The sequence below is a fragment of the Lysobacter sp. CFH 32150 genome (assembly GCF_022758295.1).
GTDB lineage: Bacteria > Pseudomonadota > Gammaproteobacteria > Xanthomonadales > Xanthomonadaceae > CFH-32150.
Window position 1 is genome coordinate 114,197 of record NZ_JALDWJ010000001.1, and the last position, 21,430, is coordinate 135,626.

At 63.0% G+C, this 21,430-nt stretch carries 24 protein-coding genes; 13 read left to right on the top strand and 11 right to left on the bottom strand.

Features of this window, described 5'->3' with window-relative positions:
• The first annotated feature begins 38 nt into the window (after nucleotides 1-38).
• The 4 genes from MO486_RS00455 (at nucleotide 39) to MO486_RS00470 (ending at nucleotide 3,523) form a co-directional block, all read left to right on the top strand.
• On the top strand, nucleotides 39-809 hold the full coding sequence (locus tag MO486_RS00455) for a DUF1698 domain-containing protein (RefSeq protein ID WP_242903610.1): 771 nt from the start codon (nucleotides 39-41) through the stop codon (nucleotides 807-809).
• A 24-nt stretch (nucleotides 810-833) separates the two neighbouring features.
• Nucleotides 834-2,039, top strand: coding sequence for an acetyl-CoA C-acyltransferase (locus tag MO486_RS00460; protein ID WP_242903612.1), 1,206 nt, complete (start codon nucleotides 834-836; stop codon nucleotides 2,037-2,039).
• A gap of 190 nt (nucleotides 2,040-2,229) precedes the next feature.
• Nucleotides 2,230-2,775, top strand: a complete 546-nt coding sequence (locus MO486_RS00465) for a hypothetical protein (protein WP_242903614.1) — start codon at nucleotides 2,230-2,232, stop codon at nucleotides 2,773-2,775.
• Between the two features lie 85 nt (nucleotides 2,776-2,860).
• Entirely contained in the window at nucleotides 2,861-3,523 is a 663-nt protein-coding gene (locus tag MO486_RS00470; RefSeq protein WP_242903616.1) for a hypothetical protein, read from the top strand.
• Nucleotides 3,524-3,610: 87 nt separating this feature from the next.
• On the opposite strand, the gene MO486_RS00475 is transcribed toward MO486_RS00470, so the two are convergent.
• Nucleotides 3,611-4,909: an FAD-binding oxidoreductase gene (locus MO486_RS00475; RefSeq protein ID WP_242903618.1), complete on the bottom strand. Its 1,299-nt coding sequence runs from the start codon at nucleotides 4,907-4,909 to the stop codon at nucleotides 3,611-3,613.
• A gap of 46 nt (nucleotides 4,910-4,955) precedes the next feature.
• Between MO486_RS00475 and MO486_RS00480 the strand changes: the two genes are divergently transcribed.
• Nucleotides 4,956-5,384: a hypothetical protein gene (locus tag MO486_RS00480; RefSeq protein WP_242903620.1), complete on the top strand. Its 429-nt coding sequence runs from the start codon at nucleotides 4,956-4,958 to the stop codon at nucleotides 5,382-5,384.
• 53 nt (nucleotides 5,385-5,437) lie between these two features.
• Here MO486_RS00480 and galU read toward each other — a convergent pair whose 3' ends face one another.
• The 8 genes from galU to cmk form a co-directional block, all read right to left on the bottom strand.
• Nucleotides 5,438-6,337 carry a UTP--glucose-1-phosphate uridylyltransferase GalU gene (gene galU / locus MO486_RS00485; protein ID WP_242903622.1) on the bottom strand — a complete coding sequence of 300 codons (900 nt, stop codon included), beginning with the start codon at nucleotides 6,335-6,337 and terminating at the stop codon, nucleotides 5,438-5,440.
• Nucleotides 6,334-8,241, bottom strand: coding sequence for a nucleoside-diphosphate sugar epimerase/dehydratase (locus tag MO486_RS00490; RefSeq protein WP_242903624.1), 1,908 nt, complete (start codon nucleotides 8,239-8,241; stop codon nucleotides 6,334-6,336). Before MO486_RS00490 ends, galU begins: the two co-directional genes overlap by 4 nt.
• Nucleotides 8,238-9,221 carry a glycosyltransferase family 4 protein gene (locus MO486_RS00495; RefSeq protein WP_242903626.1) on the bottom strand — a complete coding sequence of 328 codons (984 nt, stop codon included), beginning with the start codon at nucleotides 9,219-9,221 and terminating at the stop codon, nucleotides 8,238-8,240. Before MO486_RS00495 ends, MO486_RS00490 begins: the two co-directional genes overlap by 4 nt.
• A gap of 3 nt (nucleotides 9,222-9,224) precedes the next feature.
• Complete coding sequence (gene lapB / locus MO486_RS00500) at nucleotides 9,225-10,403, bottom strand: lipopolysaccharide assembly protein LapB (protein WP_242903628.1); 1,179 nt, start codon at nucleotides 10,401-10,403, stop codon at nucleotides 9,225-9,227.
• Nucleotides 10,404-10,406: 3 nt separating this feature from the next.
• Nucleotides 10,407-10,652, bottom strand: coding sequence for a LapA family protein (locus tag MO486_RS00505; RefSeq protein ID WP_242903630.1), 246 nt, complete (start codon nucleotides 10,650-10,652; stop codon nucleotides 10,407-10,409).
• A gap of 66 nt (nucleotides 10,653-10,718) precedes the next feature.
• Nucleotides 10,719-11,021, bottom strand: coding sequence for an integration host factor subunit beta (locus MO486_RS00510; RefSeq protein ID WP_242903632.1), 303 nt, complete (start codon nucleotides 11,019-11,021; stop codon nucleotides 10,719-10,721).
• A 96-nt stretch (nucleotides 11,022-11,117) separates the two neighbouring features.
• Nucleotides 11,118-12,803, bottom strand: a complete 1,686-nt coding sequence (gene rpsA / locus MO486_RS00515; protein WP_242904576.1) for a 30S ribosomal protein S1 — start codon at nucleotides 12,801-12,803, stop codon at nucleotides 11,118-11,120.
• A 170-nt stretch (nucleotides 12,804-12,973) separates the two neighbouring features.
• Entirely contained in the window at nucleotides 12,974-13,657 is a 684-nt protein-coding gene (gene cmk, locus MO486_RS00520) for a (d)CMP kinase (RefSeq protein WP_242904578.1), read from the bottom strand.
• Between the two features lie 138 nt (nucleotides 13,658-13,795).
• Between cmk and ykgO the strand changes: the two genes are divergently transcribed.
• The 8 genes from ykgO (at nucleotide 13,796) to MO486_RS00560 (ending at nucleotide 19,916) form a co-directional block, all read left to right on the top strand.
• Nucleotides 13,796-13,921, top strand: a complete 126-nt coding sequence (gene ykgO / locus MO486_RS00525) for a type B 50S ribosomal protein L36 (RefSeq protein ID WP_010342887.1) — start codon at nucleotides 13,796-13,798, stop codon at nucleotides 13,919-13,921.
• Nucleotides 13,922-14,075: 154 nt separating this feature from the next.
• Nucleotides 14,076-14,405, top strand: a complete 330-nt coding sequence (locus MO486_RS00530) for a hypothetical protein (protein WP_242903634.1) — start codon at nucleotides 14,076-14,078, stop codon at nucleotides 14,403-14,405.
• Nucleotides 14,406-14,407: 2 nt separating this feature from the next.
• Nucleotides 14,408-15,436, top strand: coding sequence for an agmatine deiminase family protein (locus MO486_RS00535; RefSeq protein ID WP_242903636.1), 1,029 nt, complete (start codon nucleotides 14,408-14,410; stop codon nucleotides 15,434-15,436).
• 95 nt (nucleotides 15,437-15,531) lie between these two features.
• Nucleotides 15,532-16,434 carry a carbon-nitrogen hydrolase gene (locus tag MO486_RS00540; protein WP_242903638.1) on the top strand — a complete coding sequence of 301 codons (903 nt, stop codon included), beginning with the start codon at nucleotides 15,532-15,534 and terminating at the stop codon, nucleotides 16,432-16,434.
• Nucleotides 16,435-16,438: 4 nt separating this feature from the next.
• Nucleotides 16,439-16,960, top strand: a complete 522-nt coding sequence (locus MO486_RS00545; RefSeq protein ID WP_242903640.1) for a GNAT family N-acetyltransferase — start codon at nucleotides 16,439-16,441, stop codon at nucleotides 16,958-16,960.
• Nucleotides 16,961-17,038: 78 nt separating this feature from the next.
• Nucleotides 17,039-17,650, top strand: coding sequence for a TetR/AcrR family transcriptional regulator (locus tag MO486_RS00550; RefSeq protein ID WP_242903642.1), 612 nt, complete (start codon nucleotides 17,039-17,041; stop codon nucleotides 17,648-17,650).
• 61 nt (nucleotides 17,651-17,711) lie between these two features.
• The gene (locus MO486_RS00555) at nucleotides 17,712-18,596 is read left to right on the top strand and encodes an alpha/beta hydrolase (RefSeq protein WP_242903644.1); all 885 of its coding nucleotides are present in this window, start codon (nucleotides 17,712-17,714) and stop codon (nucleotides 18,594-18,596) included.
• A gap of 90 nt (nucleotides 18,597-18,686) precedes the next feature.
• A complete protein-coding gene (locus tag MO486_RS00560) occupies nucleotides 18,687-19,916 on the top strand; it encodes a TraB/GumN family protein (RefSeq protein ID WP_242903646.1) in 1,230 nt (409 codons plus the stop codon).
• A 27-nt stretch (nucleotides 19,917-19,943) separates the two neighbouring features.
• On the opposite strand, the gene MO486_RS00565 is transcribed toward MO486_RS00560, so the two are convergent.
• Together MO486_RS00565 and MO486_RS00570 are read right to left on the bottom strand one after the other, a co-directional pair.
• A complete protein-coding gene (locus MO486_RS00565) occupies nucleotides 19,944-20,837 on the bottom strand; it encodes a DUF2306 domain-containing protein (RefSeq protein WP_242903648.1) in 894 nt (297 codons plus the stop codon).
• A gap of 49 nt (nucleotides 20,838-20,886) precedes the next feature.
• On the bottom strand, nucleotides 20,887-21,417 hold the full coding sequence (locus tag MO486_RS00570) for a hypothetical protein (RefSeq protein ID WP_242903651.1): 531 nt from the start codon (nucleotides 21,415-21,417) through the stop codon (nucleotides 20,887-20,889).
• Between the last annotated feature and the right edge of the window lie 13 nt (nucleotides 21,418-21,430).

Consider the following 21,430-nt stretch of genomic DNA (forward strand, 5'->3'; position numbering starts at 1 on the left):
GCTTACTATGTTTGTTCAACAAATTCGGAAACGGACGCATGGATAATTCGCTGTCGCAACGCATCGCCGCAAGGGACTGGTTCTACGAGTTCGACCTTCCGAACGACCTGACCGCACCTTGCCGGACGCCGGAACACGTCAAACCCATCCATCCGACCCGGCTGGCGATGTTGTGGGATGCACTCGATCCCTATGTGGCCGAACGCGGTGGATGGGGACAGATGTCCGCGATCGACATCGCATGCCACCAAGGCTACTTCGCGACGCAACTTGCGCGACGTGGGGCACGCGATGTCCTCGGCATCGATGCGAGGCCTGAACACATCGCCGACGCTGAACTGATCCGCCAGGCATACGGCCTCGACAACCTTCGGCTCGCGCAACACGATATCTATGAAGTAAAGCCTGCCCAATTGGGCAGTTTCGATCTGGTCGTCTGCTACGGACTGCTCTACCACGTTGAACATCCCGTTGGCCTGCTGCGCCTTTGCCGGGAATTGATCGGCGCGAACGGCGGTGCATGCGTCGTGGAAACGCAAGTCGTGCCCAACATGTCGGGCACCGTCGATTGGGGCTCGTACGAATATGTCCAGCCATTGCACGGGGTATTCGGATTGATCGACGAATCCCACGAAACCCATGTTCCCGAAGCGAGCACCACCGGCATCTGCATGGCGCCAAGCATCGAAGGCTTGATCTGGCTCATGAAGAAAGTCGGATTCAAGCAAGTCGTCAGGATTCCCCCGCCAGAGAACGCCTACGAACAGCACCGGTTCAACAAGAGGGTTGTTGTTGCCGGCTACGTTTAAAAACACCTGCCTGCCAGAGATCCCATGACCAAGCAAATCCAAGACGCCTACATCGTCGCCGCCACCCGCACTCCGGTCGGCAAGGCACCCCGTGGCGTGTTCCGCAATACTCGTCCCGACGACATGCTCGCGCACGTGTTGCGCAGCGTGGTCGCACAGGCGCCGGGCATCGACCTCGGTCGGATCGATGACGCGATCATCGGCTGCGCGATGCCCGAGGGCGAGCAAGGCATGAACGTCGCCCGGATCGGCGTACTGCTGGCAGGCCTGCCGAACACGGTCGCTGCGCAGACCATCAACCGCTTCTGTTCCTCGGGCTTGCAGGCCGTGGCCCTCGCAGCAGACCGCATCCGCCTCGGCGAAGCCGACCTGGTGCTCGCCGGCGGCATCGAATCGATGTCGATGGTGCCGATGATGGGCAACAAAGTCGCATTCAGCCCTTCGATACTCGACAACGACAACATTGCCATCGCCTATGGCATGGGTATCACGGCCGAGAAGGTCGCTGAAGAGTGGAAGGTTTCGCGTGAGGATCAGGATGCTTTCGCCCTTGCTTCGCACCAGAAGGCGATCGCGGCGATCCAGTCCGGTGAATTCAGGGGTGAGATCACGCCCTACGAAGTGACATCGCGCATACCGGATGTTGCTGGCAATACAGTGCGCCTGAAGAAAGCGTTGATCGACACGGATGAAGGCCCGCGTCCGGATTCGACCCTGGAAGGTCTCGCCAAGCTCAAGACGGTGTTTCGCAATGGCCAGTTCGGCGGCAGCGTCACTGCCGGCAACAGCTCGCAAATGAGCGATGGTGCAGGCGCGGTGCTGTTGGCGTCCGAACAGGCGATCAAGGACTATGGCCTGACCCCGCTCGCGCGCTTCGTCAGTTTTTCTGTTGCAGGCGTGCGCCCGGAAGTGATGGGCATCGGCCCGATCGCCGCGATTCCAAAGGCGCTGAAGCAAGCTGGCTTGACCAAGGATCAACTCGACTGGATCGAGCTCAACGAGGCCTTCGCAGCGCAGGCGTTGGCAGTGATTCGCGATGTCGGGCTCGATCCGTCCAAGGTCAATCCACTCGGCGGCGCGATCGCGCTCGGTCATCCACTCGGTGCCACTGGTGCGATCCGGACAGCCACCATTGTCCACGGCCTGCGTCGGCGCCAGCAGAAGTACGGCATGGTGACGATGTGCATCGGCACCGGCATGGGAGCGGCGGGCGTATTCGAAGCGCTGTGAACACAGCGTCATGAAGTGATCAACAACGGCGCCCAAGGGCGCCGTTGTTGATTTGCGGTGAGCTCATCCCAGTTTGTGTGCCCTCGAATCCGTGACGCCTGTCCGGAATCCAGTCAAAGCTGCGTTCTTGTTGTGTGGGAGCGGGAAAAGACACCCTCCTGTTCATCTCACAACCAAGAGGGAAGAGACCATGAAGGCAACATTCATCGCCACCGCATTGACCGCGGCCGTCCTGAGCATGGCGCCGACCAGCAATGCCAGTGCCGCCAACGATAGCAAGGTCTACGCGGGCAGCGGCTGCAAGGTGTTTGGTAGCACCGCCTGGACGGACCTGCAGTTCGGCGCGGCCGGCATCATCAACCTGACCGTCAACCCGAAGAACATCATCTGCCCGATCATCAATGACAGCGAACTCGCGTACGACGGCGATGCCGGCGTACCGCTGAATGCCCCGAGTTCGCACATGCACGTCGCTGCCGGTAACGTTGGTTCGACCACCGTCTGCAACATCTACACCATCGACAACGGCAGTGGTGGTACCTATGTGGGCGTTACCGAGACCAGTACGCACAACACGGGCGCGATGGCGGCCGGGACCGAGGTCAACTTCGGCATCTCGGGCTGGACTGGCACTGCGGACTACCTGCATACATCCGTCATGATGCTGTGTACGCTTGGCCCGAAGGCGACCCTGCGGTTCTACCGGATCACTGAGCAGGGTGCCACCGAAAACTGAGCATCACACGCTTGCCGCGAGTCGCTGACTTCGGTCAGCGACTTGTTTTCTGGATACCCTTAAAGGTTCTGCTAAAGGCTCTGCAATGAAGAATCTCGTTTCGTCGAAGGCGTTGGTTGCCACACTGATTGCACTCGCCGTCGTGGTCTGCACGACATGGGCAGTCAACCGCTCACCAACTGTAGCCGGCCTCGAGACTGGCTCAGGCGGATCGCTGGATGAACGCATCGATCTGTTGCTTCGAGCTCAGGAGACCCAGGCCCGTCGACTGGACCGCCTCGAGGTCTTGCTGACCGGGAGAAAGGGCTACGTCGCAGCTTCACAAGGGACAGGCGCATCGGCTCGCGGCCACGATGAGGAGCATGACCTCGCGGCTACTGCAGCCCAGGGCGAACAAAGAATGCGGGCTCTCGCAGCCCAGGAGGAGGCGAAGTTCGTTGCCGAGCCCCTGTCTGCCGCTTGGGCAGCACCGACCGAGAAGTTGATCGACTCGGCATTCACAGCCAAGAACCTGGAGTGGAATCAGGCTCCCAAACCCTTGGCGCATGATGCGAAGTGTCACAGCACCAGCTGTCGCATCGAAGTGTCTTACCAGGACGATTTCCAAGCCGATATCGGCCAGCAGTTCATGCTCGGTGATATCGCAACACGCCTGCCCAAGGCCAAACTCTTCCGCCTGCGCAACCCGGATGGCACGGTGCAAATAATTGCGTACGCCAATACGGGGCCTGGACGAGCACGCCGTTGAAGCTACACGAAACAGGCGGCTATCCAGCCGCCTGTTTCATTGCAGGAAGCTCAAGGTGTCGACATTCGGACAATCCCACGCACTAACTTATCCACGTCCGGCTTGTTCCCGCCAATCCTTCCAAGCGTCCCTGGATTGCGCCCACCAGTAACTGAGCTGCGCGCCGACGAAGCCCGCAGGCTTGAACGCCGACACCAAGCCATAGTCGGCAAACTGCTGCCAACGCGAATCATCTTCCGCGATCGCCGACGCCAACACTTCACCCGCAAGCGTCGTCGGCGCAACACCATGCCCCCCAAACGCCTGCGCGAGCCATAAACAGTCATCAATGCGGCCGATCTGCGGCATCTGGTGACGCGCGTAACTCATCAGCCCTGACCAGGCGTAATCGATCTGCACGCCATCGAGCTGTGGAAACACTTGCAACAGATCGCGATATAGCAGCCGCTTCACGGCCGCGGGCGAACGATCCAGCACCGAGACGCGCCCGCCCCATAACAATCGCGTGTCCGGCAGTGGGCGGTAGTAGTCGAAGGCGAAACGGGTGTCGTAGATCGCGGCATCCGTCGTCATCAGCTCGCGCAAGCGCTCGCCCAACGGTTCGGTGACCATGACGTAGGTCGCGATCGGTAGCACCGCGGCGTCGACGCGGCGACGCAAGTGAGCGAGGTAGCCGCCACAGGCAAGCACGACCTGTTCGGCCTCGATCTCGCCTGCGGGTGTGCGTACGCGCCAATGCACACCATTCCGCGCGAGTGCGAGTGCCGGAGTGCGCTCAAACAGGGTGACGCCGAGCCGGCTCGTTGCCGCCGCGATGCCAAGTGCATATTTCAGTGGATGGAAATGAAAGGCCTGCGGCTCGAACAGACCATCGTGGTAGCGCTCGCTGCGGACGCGTTCACGCAATTCGGCTTGCGGCAGCCATTGCCAGTCGACATCGTAGTGATCGGCCAGCAGTCGTTGCCGGTATTGCAGGCAACTGGGGTCGCGGAACCAGTTCGCCCAGATGACTCCTGCGTCACGATGGTCGCAGTCGATCGCGTACTTGTCGATGCGACTGCGGATCAACGCAACCGCGTCGGTAGTGCCGCGATATAGCGCACGTGCGCGCTCGCCCCCTAGCTCGCGCAGCAGTTCACCCTCCCCGCGCGAATAGCCACCGAACACGAAACCGCCGTTGCGGCCAGAAGCGCCATGCCCGATCACATCGGCTTCGATGAGAACTACGTCACGCACGCCTCGTTCGGCCAATCCCAATGCCGTGTTGAGGCCCGCAAAACCACCGCCGATTACGCACACTTTCGCCGCGCGCCGTCCTTCCAGGGATGCTGAAAGTGCTCGCTCCGGGACAGTTGCGTGGTAATAGCTGACGGATGGTATGGACATGGCAATGCCTGACACGGTTTGATGGTGCGCAAGCCACGGAGATCACATGGAAATCCATCGCGCCGACAAAGCCTATCGTAATCGCGCCGTGTTGCTGCTTGCCGGCACGGCGGTGCTGTGCCTGATCCTGCTGTGGCAGTTGAACTTATGGCTGGGACACGTGACCAACGAGTTGATGGTCAGCGATCCGGACACGGTCCGTCGCTGGCTACGCATACTGTTGTCCGCGCTTGGCATCGGCCTCGCCATACCCGCGGCGGCGCTCGGCGTGAGCTTGCGCAAATTGGGGCTGACTTCGCGTATCGAAGGCCGCTTCCCGCCGCGCGAATGGAAAACCTGGCGCGACGTACGCGTGCTACGCGATGCCCCGGCACTGCTGTGGGCGCGTCGGGTCGAACTTGCGGGAACCTTCGCCCTGGTCCTGGCGGTTGCACTCGTTACCTGGGCCGCGCTGGTGTTGTGGCGGTTTGGATGAGTGGAACGTGCAAGCAGTCCTGTCTAGCAAGTAGCTTCGACGTTAACCCGCATTCAATCCAGGTCGACCACGCCGAGTTCATCGAGCGCGTTCTGCATCAACCGGCGCGCTGAATCGCTGAGTTTCTCGTGGTCGAGTGCGTAGCGGATCGTCGCTTCGATCAGGCCAAGATGCGTGCCGCAGTCGAAACGCGTGCCTTGGAAGCGATACGCCAGCACGCGCTCCTCCTCGAGCAAAGCAGCAATGGCGTCGGTGAGCTGGATTTCACCGCCAGCCCCGGGCTTGACGAGTTCGAGCAGATCGAAGATGCGCGGGCTCAGCACGTAACGGCCGACCACAGCGAGGTTGCTGGGCGCCGCCTCTGGTGTTGGTTTCTCGACGATGGCACGGATACGGCCCTCGCGTTCCACGAAGGCGTCCGTCGCGACGATACCGTAATTGCTGGTCTGGTCGCGTGGTACATCCTGCACGGCGATGACACTGGCATCGTCGACGACGGCCGCATCGGCCATTTGCTTGAGCGCACCGGGGCCACGGTTCCAGATCAGGTCGTCCGGCAGCAGCACGGCGAAGGGTTCGTCGCCCACCACCGGCTTGGCGCACAGCACGGCATGGCCGAGCCCGAGCGCCTCGGCTTGGGTGACGAACACTGCACGCACGCCAGGTGGCAGTACGTTGCGGATCAGTTCGAGCTGCTCGGTCTTGCCGGCTTGTTCGAGCTTCTGTTCCAGCTCGTAGGCCTTGTCGAAATAGTCGGCGACCGCGTGCTTATAGCGGTTGGTGACGAAGATCAGGGTGTCGCAACCGGCTTCGATCGCCTCATCGACCGCGTACTGGATCAGCGGCCGGTCGATGATCGGCAGCATTTCCTTGGGGACGGTCTTGGTGGCGGGCAGGAATCGGGTGCCCAGTCCGGCGACCGGGAAAACAGCCTTGCGAATGCGTTTCATCAAATCTTGCGTGCGTTGCGGGCAGGGAATGCGACCACGATAGCGGTAGCGGGTTCGATGTTGCTCGGCGCCGGGGCGAATTCTGGCACGGCTTCACGCAATAGTACCGAGAGCGCATCGCGATCGTAACGATTGCTCGCTTCGCGCATGCGTTCTATTGCCAGGGCAATGCCCTCGGCCGATACAGCACGAGGTTCGGCCTGCAGGATCTTCGGGTGCGCCGTCGGCCGATAACGCTCTTCGGCATGGAACAGCGTTTCGTGCAGTTTTTCGCCGGCGCGCAAGCCTGAGAACACGATGGCGATGTCGCGACCGGGTTGCTTGCCAGCGAGACGAATCATCTGCTCGGCGAGCAGGCGGATCGGCACCGGCTCCCCCATGTCGAGGGTGTAGATGGCTTCGTGAGAGCCGATCGCTGACGCCTGAAGGATCAGCTGGCAAGCCTCGGGAATGGTCATGAAGTAACGAGTGACTTCCGGATCGGTCACGGTGACCGGCCCGCCGTTGCGGATCTGCTCGCGGAACAGGGGCACCACGCTGCCGGCCGAATCAAGCACATTGCCGAAGCGAACCGTGACGAAACGGGTCGAGCGGCGATTGGCCAACGATTGACAGGCCATTTCCGCGAGTCGCTTGGTGGCCCCGAGCACGTTGACCGGGTCAACCGCCTTGTCGGTGGAAATCAACACGAACGTACCGACATCGTGATCGCGGCAGGCTCGTGCCACGGTGTCGGTAGTGAGTACGTTGTTGCGCACCGCCTCACGCAATTGCGCTTCCAGCAGAGGCACCTGCTTGTAGGCGGCCGCATGGAACAGTGCGTCTGGCTCGGCGAGGCGCAGTGCATGGGCGATCACTGCCGGATCGCCGCAATCGCCAAGCACGGAAATGCATTCCAGATCAGGGAAATCGCGGCGCAGCTCGGCTTCCGTTGTCGTCAATGCCAGTTCGTCGATCTCGACCAACGCGACCCGGCGCGCGCCATGCTTCGCGCATTGCCGGCACAGTTCAGCGCCGATCGAACCGCCAGCTCCCGTGACCAGGACAGTACGGCCACCAAGCCAGCCGCGGATCGCCTTCCAGTCCGGCAATACCGGTTTGCGACCGAGCAAGTCCTCGATGGCGACTTCCTTCAATTCGCCCGGCAGCGAATGGCCTTCGAGTACGTCATGCAGGCGCGGCACCATCCGGAACGGCAGGCCGGTGTGCTCGCAGGCGGTGACTACCTTTTGCAAGGCTGTGGCATCAGCCGAAGGCATGGCGATCACCAACAGCTTGGCTGCGGTTTCGCGTGCGATTTCAGCCACATCCCGGACCTGGCCGAGCACCGGCACGCCCTGGACTTTGCTGCCGCGCAGCTGGGCAGCGTCGTCGAGGAATCCGACTGGCTGGTAGGCACCAGTCCGATGCAGATCACGCACCAAGGCCTCGCCAGCCTGCCCGGCACCGAGGATCAACACGCGCACGGCAGCATGGTCGTTACGCGCGCTATGGCTCTCCTTCCAGGCGCGATACAGCAGCCGTGGCGTGCCGAGCAGCCCGATCAGCGCAAACGGATAGAGCAGCAATACCGTGCGCGGCACTGAATCCAGGCGGTTGTAGAGGAACAACCCCAGCACGATGGTGAGCAAGCCCAGCGCGCCGGCTTTCACTAGATTCCACAAATCGGGGACGCTGGCGAAGCGCCACAGCCCCCGGTACAGGCCTACGCGCCACAGCACGAATCCCTGGGACAGCAGCACGATGGCGTCTTCGACCGACCACCACGGCAAGGGCGTGGACTGGTCGAGCATTGCATAGCGGAAATGATGCAGGCCGTGCCAGCACAGCCAGACCATCGCCAGATCGTGCAGCACTACCGCGGAACGCGGCAACAGCGAGGCCCACCGGGTGCGCCATGAACTCATTCCATGTTCTCCATTCCTGCTGCAATCACTTTCCGTTGCAGCATCCACCACACCCCTGCCCCTGTCATATACCACGCCACGCAAGACAAGGTCATCAGTAGCGGACCAGTTCCGCGCAGCACCAGCAAAAGCAACACTGCCAGGGCAGTCCATGCGGCATAACCCAGCGTCACCGGGACATGGCTGCCTCCGACCCGCGCCCAACCCTGATAAGCGTGCAGCGTATGCGGTCGCCACCACGCTTCACCGCGCCGCAATCGCCCAAGCAAGGTCAGGCTCGCATCGAGCAGGAAGGCAGACAGCGGCAACATCCATACCCCCCCTGCGCGAGGCACCTGCGCGATCGTGCCCATCAGCAGTGATGCCAATGTGAAACCCAGCGCGCCGCTGCCGACATCGCCCAAAAAAATGCGAGCCTTGGGGAAATTGAACGGCAGGAAACCCATCGTTGCCGCCAGCAATGCCAAGGCGAGCCACTGCCACAATCCGGCCGTCGCCCAAGCCACCGCCACGGCGACCAGCGCGGCTTGGCTTGCAGCGAGTCCATCGATCCCGTCCATGAAGTTCCAGACGTTGGTCAGCACCAGGGCCAATACGAAGGCAGCGAACACGAGTAGCACCTGTCCGTAGGCCACCCACGCCCCCAGGGCCAGCAGGCCCGCTGCGACGAAGTGCACGGCCAGCCGCAGCCATGGCGACAGGGGGCGGTGATCGTCGATCAGACCGACCACCGCCACCAGCAGCAGGCCCGCCAGGAACGCCACCAACATCGACAGTTCTGCGCCTGCGCGCGACAGCCACCATGTGCCGGCGAGCAATATGGCGACGACGATCGCGATACCGCCGCCGCGGGGCGTCGGTACGGCATGGCTGCGGCGCTCGCCTGGTTGATCGAGCAGGTTGCGATGCAAGGCATAACGCCGCGCCAGCCACGTACCTGCCAGTCCGATCGCGAAGTGGAGCAGCAGCCAACGGGTCACGCGTCACACCACGGCGTAATTCAGCAACGGCTTGATCGAGCCCCACTCCTTGCAACTCGGGCATTGCCAGTGATGTGCGCGAGCCCCGAAGCCGCAGCGATTGCAGCGGTAGCTCGGGTTGCGCACCAGCAACTGATCGGTGATGTGCTTGAGGTCGTGCAAGGTCGCTACCGCATCGGCGCCTTCTGCCAAGGTCAAGTCGATCAGCGCCGCTTCACCGCGCACCGATGGCCGATCCTTCAGTTGCTGCGCCAGATACGCCCGTGCCGCGGGCACTCCTTCCTCGCCTTCGACGATCTTGGTCAGTGCCAGCACCGGGGCGACGCCCCGGTAGTGTTCGATCATTTCGGCGAGGAAGCTGCGCGCACCCGGGCTGTCGCTACTGCGTTCATAGCAGGACAACAGCGCTGGCAGGATTTCCGGCAAATAATCGGGATCGTGGCGCGCGACGCGCTCGAAGGCACGGATCGCGGCGCTGTCGTTGCCGGCATCGAGTTCGATGCGGCCCTCGAGAATGCCGGCACGCACGCAGTTCGCATCAGCCTGATAGGCGCGCGCTACCGCGGCATGTGCCTCCTCGACATCGCCGGCGGCACGATGGCGATCTGCCAGCTCGCATTCGAACTGTGCGACCAGCTTGCCCATCGGCTCGCCGGTGATTTCCTCGAAGCGCGTGGCGTTCTCGATCGCCTTGTCCCAATCGCGTTCGGCCTGGTAAATACCGATCAGGTGCTTGAGCGCCTGTGGCGCGCGCATGTCGAGTCTCACCAGGTCGCTGAACACGGTTTCGGCACGATCGAGCAAGCCCGAGCGCATGTAGTCCTCGCCGAGCGCCAGCAATGCCTGCACTTTCTGTTGGTCGTTGAGGTCGTTGCGCTGCACTAGCGCCTGGTGCAGGCGTATGGCGCGATCGACTTCGCCGCGACGACGGAACAGGTGGCCGAGCGCGACCTGGGTCTCGAACGTGTCGCGATCGAGTTCGGCGATGCGCAGGAACACCTCGATCGCCTTGTCAGGTTGTTCGTTGAGCAGGTAGTTCAGGCCGCGGAAATACGTCGTCGACAGCCGGCTGACTTGCGAATCGCTATGACGCTCGCCGCCGCGACGCCCGATCAACCAACCGGTGGCAGCTGCGATCGGCAGCAGCAGGAAGAACCAGAACCATTCGTTGATGAAGGCCATGCGTCAGAGTCCGTTCCTGGATTTTTCAGCACGCCGTAAGCGCTGCTGCAATGGCAGTACCACGCTCGCGGCCAGTACCAGGCCACCGACCAGCACGCCAAATAGCAACGCCACGATGACCGCCACGCCCAGCGTGGTCGACACCGCGACGAAGCCAAGGTCGAGCGCCACCACTTGTGGGTTCATGGCGCCCACGGCAACGCCGGCTGCGAGACAGGCCAAGGCGATCAAAAGGCGGATCAGTCGCATCGTGCGGTGCCCATCCTTAAGCGTTTGCGATGGGTCGTTAGCTTAGCCGACGCAGGCGCTGCTGAATCATTCTTCCGAGTCGACGGGCGCAACTCCACTGACGCGTTCGCGCAGTTCCTTGCCCGGCTTGAAGTGGGGAACATGCTTGCCCGGCAGCGCGACCGAATCGCCGGTCTTGGGATTCCGGCCCAGCCGCGGCGGGCGGTAATGCAGGGAAAAACTACCGAAGCCGCGGATTTCGATGCGCTCGCCGCCGGACAGCGCCGAACCCATCATCTCCAGCAACGACTTCACCGCAAGATCGACGTCGTCCGCCTTCAGGTGCGCCTGGCGGGCCGACAGGATCTCGATCAGTTCGGATTTGGTCATGGACGCGTCGCTGCCCTGGGATAGCAAGTCGTGGCCGGTGAACCCGAGGCGGCCCGGCCGGAGCCGGACCGCCGCGGAAATCGCAACGACTGCTGCTTACTCGGACTTGTTGCCGAGCTGTTCGCGCAGCAGCGCGCCGAGCTTGGTGGTGCCGCTGGAAGCGTCCGAGGCCTTGTTGTACTCAGCCAGGGCTTCCTGCGTCTCGGCTTCGTCCTTGGCCTTGATCGAGAGCTGCAGCGTGCGGCCCTTGCGATCCATGCCGGTGAACTTGGCTTCGATGGTGTCGCCCACCTTGAGGTGCTGGCTGGCGTCGTCGACGCGATCGTAGGAAATGTCGCGCGCGGCAACATAGCCTTCGACGCCGTCGCCGAGGTCGATGGTCGCGCCCTTGGCGTCCACTTCCTTGACCGTGCCGGTGACCTTGGTGCCCTTCTGGTTGCTCGCCATGAACTGGCCGAACGGATCCTGCTCCATCTGCTTCACGCCGAGGCTGATGCGCTCGCGTTCCGGATCGACGGCCAGCACTACGGCTTCGAGCGTATCGCCCTTCTTGTAGTTGCGCGCCACGTCTTCGCCGGTGGAGTTCCAGCTGATGTCGGACAGGTGGATCAGGCCGTCGATACCGCCGTCGAGGCCGATAAAGATGCCGAAGTCGGTGATCGACTTGATCTGGCCCGACACCTTGTCGCCCTTCTTGTGGATCGCAGCGAAGGTTTCCCACGGATTGCTGGTGACCTGCTTGATGCCGAGCGAGATGCGGCGACGCTCTTCATCCACGTCCAGCACCATGACCTGCACTTCGTCGCCGACCTGCACGACCTTGGACGGGTTGACGTTCTTGTTGGTCCAATCCATTTCGGAGACGTGGACCAGGCCTTCGACGCCCGGCTCGATCTCGACGAACGCGCCGTAATCGGTGACGTTGCTGACCTTGCCGAACACGCGGGTGTTGGCCGGGTAGCGGCGGGCGATGTTGTCCCACGGATCCTCGCCCATCTGCTTCAGGCCGAGGCTGACGCGGTTGCGCTCGCGGTCGTACTTGAGCACGCGGACGTCCAGCTCCTGGCCGACTTCCACGACTTCGGACGGATGGCGCACGCGCTTCCAGGCCATGTCGGTGATGTGCAGCAGGCCGTCGATGCCGCCGAGGTCGACGAAGGCGCCGTAGTCGGTGAGGTTCTTGACCACACCCTTCAGCACCGCGCCCTCGACCAGCTTCTCGAGCAGCTGCTCGCGTTCTTCCGAATGCTCGCTCTCGACCACCGCGCGGCGCGAAACCACCACGTTGTTCCGCTTGCGATCGAGCTTGATGAGCTTGAACTCGAGTTCCTTACCCTCGAGGTAAACCGGGTCACGGACCGGACGCACGTCGACCAGCGAGCCCGGCAGGAATGCGCGGACGTCCTTGATGTCGACGGTGAAACCGCCCTTGACCTTGCCGCTGATGCGACCGGTGATGGTGGCGTTGGCCTGCAGGGCCTCTTCCAGTTCGTCCCACACCATGGCGCGCTTGGCCTTCTCGCGCGACAGCACGGTTTCGCCAAAACCATTCTCGAGCGAGTCGAGCGCGACCTTGACCAGGTCGCCCACGCCAACGTCGATTTCGCCGGCGTCGTTGCGGAACTGCTCGATCGGCACGATGCCTTCGGACTTCAAACCAGCGTTGATCACCACGACGTCGGAGCGGACTTCGACGACGGTACCGGTGACGATGGAACCCGGCTTCAGCTTGGCCAGTCCGGCCTGGCTTGCTTCAAACAGTTCGGCAAAAGATTCGGTCATAACAGCGGACATAAAATTCTCTGGTGGATACACAGGCCGGGGCGCGCCTTTGTTGGCGATGCGTCCGACCCACCCTTTGGGTTGGCGTTGTGCTTCGAGGAGGAAGCTGGCGCCAGGTTGGTGGATGACCCGCCCGCGGGATTGCGAACGGGGGCTTCTGTCACGTGGGACTACGCCGCGCGTTCCGGCAATAGCGCCAGCACGCGTTCGACCACCGCATCGATGCTTTGGCCAGTGGTATCGATGCGGACGGCGTCATCGGCCGGTCGCAGCGGAGCCACCGCGCGGCTGGCGTCGCGGGCGTCGCGGGCTAAAATCTCCCGTAGCAGACCGTCCAATGTAACGGAAACTCCTTTTTCCTTCAACTGCTTATAGCGTCTTTCCGCCCTTTCGTCGGCACTGGCGGTGAGGAAGACCTTGAAGGGAGCATCGGGGAAAATGACCGTCCCCATGTCCCGGCCGTCGGCGACCAGGCCCGGCGGCTGGCGGAAGGCACGCTGCCGATCCTTGAGCGCCGCCCTGACTTCGGGGATCGCGGCAATGGCCGAAGCCGCCGCCCCGGCGGTCTCGGTGCGCAGTTCGTCGGTCGCATCGACGCCGTTTACGATGACCCGGGGCTCATCCGCGGACTCATCGCGGAAGCCGACTTCGGTGTCGAAGGTGCAGCGGACCAAGGCCGAGGCATCCGAAAGGTCGATGTCGGCCCAACTCGCGGCGATGCCTACGGCCCGGTACAGCGCGCCGGAATCCAGGTAATGCCAGCCCAATCGCTGCGCGACATGGCGGCTGATCGTGCCCTTGCCGGAGCCTGAGGGCCCGTCGATGGTGAGCACGGGAATGGTCTTGTCAGACATGGCGCCCCCAGTGGATATCGAACGATTGTAGCCGCGGCCGCGCATCAAATTACGCAAGCACTTGAATAGGCGGGGAAAAGCCCGCTAGAATGCGCGGCTGCGTTTTCCCCTAACCCTTTAACCGCTCCGAGGTCTGTCATGAAGGTCCTGTCCTCCCTGAAGTCGGCGAAGGCCCGTCACCGCGACTGCAAGGTGGTCCGCCGTCGTGGCAAGGTCTTCGTGATCTGCAAGTCGAATCCGCGTTTCAAGGCGCGCCAGCGCTAAGCGTCGGTAGAGCTTCGCTTGCCGGAGGCCGCCGCGAGGCGGCCTTCTGCGTTTCTGCTCTCGACATCCCAGAAACACGCCGCCGCGTAGCGTGTCGCCCTGCCGATCTGCTACAACGCCGCCTGTACTTACATCCATCTCTCGGGGTCGCGCCATGAACATTCGTTTCCGTGCACTTCCGCTATTCGCCCTCCTCGCCCTCGCCGGCACCGCTTCGGCCGAAAAGCTGCTGATCGAGCGGGTGCAGGAAGAGAACAAGGCCGCCCTTCCCGCACGTGGTATGACCATGGCCCAGGTCGAGGCGAAATACGGCGCACCCAGCGACCGCCTCGACCCGCGCGGCGGCCAGAAGCGCCAGTGGCCGACCATCAACCGCTGGGTTTACCCCGCCTTCACCGTGTACTTCGAGAAGAGCAAGGTGATCGACGCGGTCGCCAACAAGGCCGACGAAACCGAAGTCGGGCCAAAGCCTCCCGTTCGCTGACGATGACCGCAGCCGTTCGTTTTCCCGCGGAGTGGGAACCCCAGTCCGCGGTCCTCATCGCGTGGCCGCATGCCGACACCGACTGGGCCGAACGCCTGGGCGAAGTCGAGGAAACCTACATCGCTCTGGTCGCCGCCATCACGCGCCATCAGGACGTGGTGATTTGTGTCGCCGACGTCGATCTGCAGACCTATGCCGAAGCGCGGTTGCGCTCGGCGCGGATCGACCTCGGCCGCGTGCGCTTCATCGAAGTCGAATACGACGATACCTGGCTACGCGATTCCGGGCCGATCACCCTGCGTGACGGCGATGGCTTTCGCCTGCTCGATTTCCGCTTCACCGGTTGGGGCGGCAAGTTCGAAGCCAGCCGCGACGACGAGCTGGTCATCAACCTCAGCGACGCTGGAACATTCCGCAAGAGTGTTCGGCAACACATTGATTTTGCTTTGGAAGGTGGCGCCATCGACACCGATGGTGCGGGCACCCTGTTATCCACGTGGCAATGCCTGCACGAGCGTCACCCCGACGTCAGTCGCGAACTGCTGACCAGCAAGCTCAGCGAGTGGCTGCAGCAGCAGCGCGTGCTGTGGCTCGACCATGGCTACCTCGAAGGCGACGACACCGACGCCCACATCGACACCCTCGCCCGCTTCGCTGCTGCGGACGCGATCGTGTTCCAGGCCTGCGACGACCCGGCCGATTCGCACTACGGGGAGCTGCAGGCGATGGCAGCAGAACTCGCGGCGCTGCGCACCGTGGACGGCAAACCTTACCGCCTGTTCCCGCTGCCTTGGGCCAAGCCCATCGTCGACGAAGGCCGGCGCCTGGCTGCCAGTTACGCCAATTTCCTGATCATCAACGGTGCGGTGCTGATGCCCGTTTACGGAGACACGGCGGATGCCGGTGCCGCCGGGGTGCTCGAACAGGCCTTCCCTGATCGAGAGATCATCGCGGTACCGTGTCGTCCATTGATCTGGCAGAACGGCAGCCTGCATTGCATCACCATGCAGCTCCCGCAAGGCGTCGTGTAGGCGGGCTTTAACCCGCCGCAATGAACGTCGGCGCATCAATGGCGGGTTAAAACCCGCCCTACAATCGCGCATGGAATAGCCGCAAGGACCTTGTGATGGCGAAGAAAACCACCCTGCCCGTCGCCCTGATCCAGGAGCGCAACCACGGTGATGCGGAGGCCAACCTCAGCGTCATCGAACAGCGTGTCGGCGAGGCCACCAAGCGCGGCGCCAAGCTGGTGTTGTTGCAGGAACTCCACAACGGCCCTTACTTCTGCCAGCACGAATCGGTGGGCGAGTTCGACCGCGCCGAGCCGATCCCCGGTCCCAGCACCGAACGCCTGGCCAAGCTCGCGAAACAGCATGGCGTAGTACTGGTCAGCTCATTGTTCGAACGCCGCGCCGCCGGGCTGTATCACAACACCGCGGTCGTGTTCGACGCCGACGGCTCCACCGCCGGCAAGTACCGCAAGATGCATATCCCCGACGATCCGGGCTTCTACGAGAAGTTCTACTTCACGCCCGGCGACCTCGGCTTCAATCCGATCGACACCAGCGTCGGCCGGCTTGGCGTATGCGTGTGCTGGGACCAGTGGTATCCGGAAGGCGCGCGCCTGATGGCGCTGGCTGGCGCCGAGCTGCTGCTCTACCCGACTGCGATCGGCTGGGACCCGAACGACGACCAAGGCGAGAAGGACCGCCAGCGCAACGCCTGGATCCTGAGTCATCGCGGCCACGCCGTCGCCAACGGGCTGCCGGTGCTGTCGTGCAACCGGGTCGGCCATGAGCAGTCGCCCGCTTCTGACAGATACGCAGACGCCGCCGGCATCGACTTCTGGGGCTCCAGCCATGTGCTCGGACCGCAAGGCGAGTTCCTCGCCGAAGCCAGGGACGAGCCTGAAATTTTGATGGCCGAAGTCGACCTGGGTCGCAGCGAGCATGTGCGGCGGATCTGGCCGTTCCTGCGGGATCGGCGCATCGATGCTTACGGCGATCTGCTCAAGCGTTATCGCGACTGACGTCGTGGGACTGCACCTGCGCGCGGCCGTGGCCAGCGACTTGCCGGCGATCACGGCGCTGTATGCATTGGAAGTCCGCGACGGCGTGGCGACTTACGAATACGAAGCGCCCGACGAAGTCGAGATGACACGCCGCTGGCAGGCAATCGTCAGCCAGGGCTATCCCTATCTCGTCGCCGAAATCGATGGCGACTTCGCTGGCTACGCCTACGCCAGCAGTTACCGCTCGCGGGATGGCTATCGCTGGACTGTCGAGGACACTGTTTACGTGCAGCCGGATTTCCAGGGACGCGGTATAGGCCGGGCGTTGTTGCGACAGCTAATTGCCGACTGCGAAGCCCTGGGCTTTCGCCAAATGGTCGCGGTCATTGGGGACAGTACCAATACGGCCTCGATCGCCCTGCATGCGCATCTCGGATTCCAAACCGTCGGCGTGTTCAACGGCTTGGGCCGCAAGCACGGGCGCTGGCTGGATACCGTGCAGATGCAACGGCCACTGGGACCAGGTGCCGCAACTGCGCCGTAGGGCACGGGGCAAACGCACTCCCAAGGCTTGTCCGACGAACGGTCATTATAAAACGAACGGACGTGCTATTGTCGCTGCATGTCCGCTCAGCCCGCCACCAACAAAGGTGCCGTCACCCGTGAGACCATCATCGATCGCGCGTACACCATCGCGTCTTCGGCGGGGCTCGAGGGACTGTCGATCGGTCCGCTGGCCGACGCGGTCGGGATGTCCAAGAGCGGCGTCTTCGCACATTTCGGCTCGCGCGAGGATCTACAGCTGGCAGTGCTGGATTCCGCCGCCCGACGCTTCTTCGACCACACCCTGTTGCCAGCGTTGAAGGCGAAACGTGGCCTGCCACGGCTGCGGGCCATCATCGCCGGCTGGTTCGACTGGATTCGCCTCAACGATAGCGGCTGCCTGTTGTTGTCGGCGGTCAGCGAATATGACGACCGACCCGGCCCACTGCGCGACCGCGTGGTGCAACACGAACAGCGTTGGCGCAACGATCTCGCCCGCGCCATCCAGATGGCGGTCGATAGTGGTGAGTTACAGGCGGATACAGACCCTGTGCAGCTCGCCTTCGAGATCACCAGCATCGCCCTGGGTGTGCAATACGACGCTGGGTTGCTCGGCTCCGAGTCCGCTATTAGACGTGGGCAGCGCATGTTCGAGCGCTTGCTCAGCTCCTACTTCCCCCCCACCACCTGACATCCCTCGGAGGCTTGCCATGCTTGCAATCATCTCCAAAATTAGCACGATCGTTCGTAATATGGTTCCGCTATATGCGCTGCGATTGAGCTATCTGCTCGGCAGCTGGCTGGCGCCCGAGGCCACCGTCCATCGGGCCGCGCGGCTCTTCACCACGCCATTCAAGTCCACGCGCAGCCGTGCGCTCGCCGCGCCCACGCTCGGCGCACGCGAGCGCACGCTGGACGTGGATGGCGTCGCGATCGAAACCTACATCTGGGGCGACCCACTTACCCAGCCTTACGTCCTGTTCGCGCATGGCTGGTCCAGCCATGGCACGCGAATCGCACCATGGGTGGCACCGCTGCAGGCCGCTGGCTATGCAGTGGTCGCCTTCGATCAGGCGGCGCACGGCAGGAGCAGCGGAACGCAGGTGACGCTGCCTGACTTCGCCTGCTACCTGCTCGCCGTCGGCCATCACTACGGGCCAGCAGCGGCAGTGATCGGGCATTCGTTGGGCGGTGCCGCAGCAGCGATTGCGATGGCGCGCGGCCTGGTTGCCGAACGCGCGATCCTGCTTGCGCCCGCGGCAGATCCGCTGGCGGCGGTTGATCGCTTTGGGCGTTTCGTATGGATGGCCGGCTGGCTGAACCGGCGAATGTTCGCCATCTTCGAGAAGCGCACCAGGGTGCAAGCCGAGGAAATGCAGGCGCACACGAACGCACCGCGGATCGGTCATCCGGCACTGATAGTCCATGACGTCGAAGACCGTGAAGTGCCGTGGTCGGAAGGAGAGCGTTATGCGCGCTACTGGGCGGATTCCCGCCTGATCAGCACCCGCGGGCTGGGCCACAACCGTGTTGCCGACGACCAGAGCGTGATCGCCGCGGCCTTGTGCTTCCTGCGCGGTGAGACAGTAGGCGAACGCGTGGTGTCCTCGCCCAACCTGCCCTACGGCTTTGCCTGAACGCCCTGTTTTGCTGCTGATGCCGGCGAGCGACTATGCTGCGCGACCGTCGCGACAATCCGCGGCGGTCCGCAGACTCAGATCGCCTTGATGACCGCCGAAACCACCGCGCCTGCTTCGCACACCCCCCTCGCCGACCAGCCGCATGCCATCGTCGAACGCAACGGGGTGCGCTACACGCTGCTCGGCACTGCGCATGTGTCGAAGGCCAGCGTCGACGCGGTGCACGCTGCGATCGGCAGCGGCGCCTACGACACCATCGCGGTTGAACTCGATGCGCCGCGGCTGGCATCGCTGACCGATCCGGACGCGCTGGCCAAACTCGACCTGGTCAAGGTGTTGCGCGAAGGCAAGGTCGCGATGTTCGCCGCCAACCTCGGCCTCGCTGCCTATCAACGCCGTCTCGCCGAACAGTTCGGAATCGAGCCAGGCGCCGAACTGAAAGCCACCGCGCAGCTGGCGCGCGAACGTGGCCTGCCGCTGCACCTGATCGATCGCGAAGTCGGCCTCACCTTCAAGCGCGCTTCGTCGCGCCTTGGTTGGTGGGACCGCGCCAAGCTCGGCGGCGGCATCCTCGCCTCGCTGTTTGCCGACGAACAGGTCGAAGAGCACGAAATCGAGAAACTCAAGCAAGGCGACATGCTGGAAGCGAGCTTCGGCGAATTCGCCGCCGACAGTCCGGCGCTGTACGACACCGTGATCGCCGAACGGGACCGCTACATGGCCGCGCGTTTGCGTGAGTCCGCCACCGCCGACAGCGGTGCGCGCGAAGTATTGGCTGTTGTCGGCGCGGGACATCTGCAAGGCATGGCCCAGTATCTGCGCGAAGATACTGCCGAGCCTGGTGCGGTCCGCGCCGAACTTGAGTCGGTCAAACCCAAATCCTCGATCCCGTGGTTCACGATCGTGCTGGCCGCGTTCGTGCTCGGAGGTTTCGCCTGGGGTTTCTGGCGCGGTGGCTTCGAGGTCGGCGCCGACCTGATGCTGTACTGGATCTTGCTGACCGGCAGCCTCGGTGCGATCGGTTGCGCACTTGCCGGCGGACATCCGCTGAGCATCGTCGTCGCGTTCCTCGCCTCGCCGATCACGCCGCTGCATCCTGCACTCGCCTCCGGCACGCTCAGCGCGCTAGCCGAAGCTTGGGTACGCAAGCCGACCTACGCCGATTTCATGGCCTTGCGCGACGACGTGCAAAGCCTGCGCGGCTGGTATCGCAACCGCGTCGCGCGCGTGTTGCTGAACTTCTTCCTCACCAGCATGGGCACCGCCATCGGCGTGTGGATGGGCGGCGCCAAGATGCTGGGCAAGCTGCTCGGCTAGCATTCGTTGCCGCCTCCAGCATCAAGGCTAGATGCGAGGCAACCACAGCCCCATGGTGGCTCCAAAAATGCCGACGCCCATCGCGACGGTCAGCACAAAAAGGCCGGTCGCCATCGCGAACCGGCCTGATGTGCCGGCGCGATCCTGTGTGCGCAGATAGATTTCGAGAGCAGCAAGCGGCACAAGGTATTGCGCGAAAGACAAGAAACTCAGGAACGGGCCCTGGAAAGTCTTCGGATCGAATCCAGCGGGGCCTTGATTGACGATCAGCCAGAGAAACAGCCCTACCCGGAAGAACCAGACTCCGCTCACCAACAAGAACAAGCGAAGCGCCCAGCGGCGATGAACGGAAAACTGCCGGGCAAGCGCATAGCGCAGCGCCACGACACCGCAGAGCACGATCAGGACAGCGTTGAGACTGATACCAAGGTGCTGCACAACGTCGCCGGCAGCTCCGCCGCGAATCCAGATCATGTAAAGGCCAGTCATCGCGGCCACGAAAGCGGTGAGCAGGAAGATGCGCCCATTCCAGCGATGAAAGGTCGGCGCGCGGACCCGGATTTGCGGGACAAGCTGAAGCGGTCCGCCGATGGTGATGATCGCAGCCAATAAGAGATGCATGGCGACAACCGTGTTGCCCACGCCATCGCCGGGAATGTATCCGTGCGGAAGGACCTTATTCCACGCTGCCAAGTTCCCCTGCGCAGCCGAACCGCCATAAAACGACAAGATGTAGAACCCGAACACCCATTGGCCGATGACCGCCACCAGAAACCAGAACCCGGCCGCTGATTTCAATGCCGCGTTTGCAACATCCCGCAGTGAGCGTCGCTTATGCGTTATGGCGCTGCTTTGCGGCTGGAGGAAGCCTGGAATGCTTGCCGGATTAGCTTGTGCCACGTCAGCAGTGCTGGATTCCATCTGAACGTCTCCGTGAAGTACTCGCGCTTATTTGGTTGCCTGATGTTCGTTACAACGCCGCATCGCCGAACACGATCGCTGCGAACAGCAGGCTGCACAGCACGTAGCTCGCCGTATTGGTGGTCCAGCCCAATCGCAGTCGCCGGGCGCCGGACCAGGTGAGCAACAACAGCAACAGCACCGTGACGATGGGCAGCAGCCACTGTCCCCAACCCAATTGCAGGCTCATGCGGGCTTCGTCGTTCGGATGGAACAGGCTGACGAAAGCCGCGGCGAACCGCATGAACCAGGCAGCGAACAAGAACGGATAAGCCAGCAGCGCACCGCGGTTGCGCACCAGCGCGAAGGCCACCAGTGCCTGCAACACCGTGACCACCGGACCGGCAGCCGTGACGATGAAGGCATCGCGCGCCGGCAACACCACGCCAGGCGCCCCGGCCACGCCATTGAGTCTGATGACCATGTCGTGGCCGAGGGCAACGCCGGCGATCCAGTGCGCTACTTCATGCACCGCGAAAGTGACCACGGCTGCGATCACCAACATGAAGTAGAAGCGAGCATCCACCCGATTGCGTTGCATGCGTCCCTGCCGT

What these genes read in the sequence shown, in the direction of transcription:
- MO486_RS00455 (WP_242903610.1), top strand. Translation starts at nt 39, where the DNA reads ATGGATAATTCGCTGTCGCAACGCATCGCCGCAAGGGACTGGTTCTAC.
- MO486_RS00460 (WP_242903612.1), top strand. Translation starts at nt 834, where the DNA reads ATGACCAAGCAAATCCAAGACGCCTACATCGTCGCCGCCACCCGCACT.
- MO486_RS00465 (WP_242903614.1), top strand. Translation starts at nt 2,230, where the DNA reads ATGAAGGCAACATTCATCGCCACCGCATTGACCGCGGCCGTCCTGAGC.
- MO486_RS00470 (WP_242903616.1), top strand. Translation starts at nt 2,861, where the DNA reads ATGAAGAATCTCGTTTCGTCGAAGGCGTTGGTTGCCACACTGATTGCA.
- MO486_RS00475 (WP_242903618.1), bottom strand. Translation starts at nt 4,909, where the DNA reads ATGTCCATACCATCCGTCAGCTATTACCACGCAACTGTCCCGGAGCGA.
- MO486_RS00480 (WP_242903620.1), top strand. Translation starts at nt 4,956, where the DNA reads ATGGAAATCCATCGCGCCGACAAAGCCTATCGTAATCGCGCCGTGTTG.
- MO486_RS00490 (WP_242903624.1), bottom strand. Translation starts at nt 8,241, where the DNA reads ATGAGTTCATGGCGCACCCGGTGGGCCTCGCTGTTGCCGCGTTCCGCG.
- lapB (WP_242903628.1), bottom strand. Translation starts at nt 10,403, where the DNA reads ATGGCCTTCATCAACGAATGGTTCTGGTTCTTCCTGCTGCTGCCGATC.
- MO486_RS00505 (WP_242903630.1), bottom strand. Translation starts at nt 10,652, where the DNA reads ATGCGACTGATCCGCCTTTTGATCGCCTTGGCCTGTCTCGCAGCCGGC.
- MO486_RS00510 (WP_242903632.1), bottom strand. Translation starts at nt 11,021, where the DNA reads ATGACCAAATCCGAACTGATCGAGATCCTGTCGGCCCGCCAGGCGCAC.
- rpsA (WP_242904576.1), bottom strand. Translation starts at nt 12,803, where the DNA reads ATGACCGAATCTTTTGCCGAACTGTTTGAAGCAAGCCAGGCCGGACTG.
- cmk (WP_242904578.1), bottom strand. Translation starts at nt 13,657, where the DNA reads ATGTCTGACAAGACCATTCCCGTGCTCACCATCGACGGGCCCTCAGGC.
- ykgO (WP_010342887.1), top strand. Translation starts at nt 13,796, where the DNA reads ATGAAGGTCCTGTCCTCCCTGAAGTCGGCGAAGGCCCGTCACCGCGAC.
- MO486_RS00530 (WP_242903634.1), top strand. Translation starts at nt 14,076, where the DNA reads ATGAACATTCGTTTCCGTGCACTTCCGCTATTCGCCCTCCTCGCCCTC.
- MO486_RS00535 (WP_242903636.1), top strand. Translation starts at nt 14,408, where the DNA reads ATGACCGCAGCCGTTCGTTTTCCCGCGGAGTGGGAACCCCAGTCCGCG.
- MO486_RS00540 (WP_242903638.1), top strand. Translation starts at nt 15,532, where the DNA reads ATGGCGAAGAAAACCACCCTGCCCGTCGCCCTGATCCAGGAGCGCAAC.
- MO486_RS00550 (WP_242903642.1), top strand. Translation starts at nt 17,039, where the DNA reads ATGTCCGCTCAGCCCGCCACCAACAAAGGTGCCGTCACCCGTGAGACC.
- MO486_RS00555 (WP_242903644.1), top strand. Translation starts at nt 17,712, where the DNA reads ATGGTTCCGCTATATGCGCTGCGATTGAGCTATCTGCTCGGCAGCTGG.
- MO486_RS00560 (WP_242903646.1), top strand. Translation starts at nt 18,687, where the DNA reads ATGACCGCCGAAACCACCGCGCCTGCTTCGCACACCCCCCTCGCCGAC.
- MO486_RS00565 (WP_242903648.1), bottom strand. Translation starts at nt 20,837, where the DNA reads ATGGAATCCAGCACTGCTGACGTGGCACAAGCTAATCCGGCAAGCATT.
- MO486_RS00570 (WP_242903651.1), bottom strand. Translation starts at nt 21,417, where the DNA reads ATGCAACGCAATCGGGTGGATGCTCGCTTCTACTTCATGTTGGTGATC.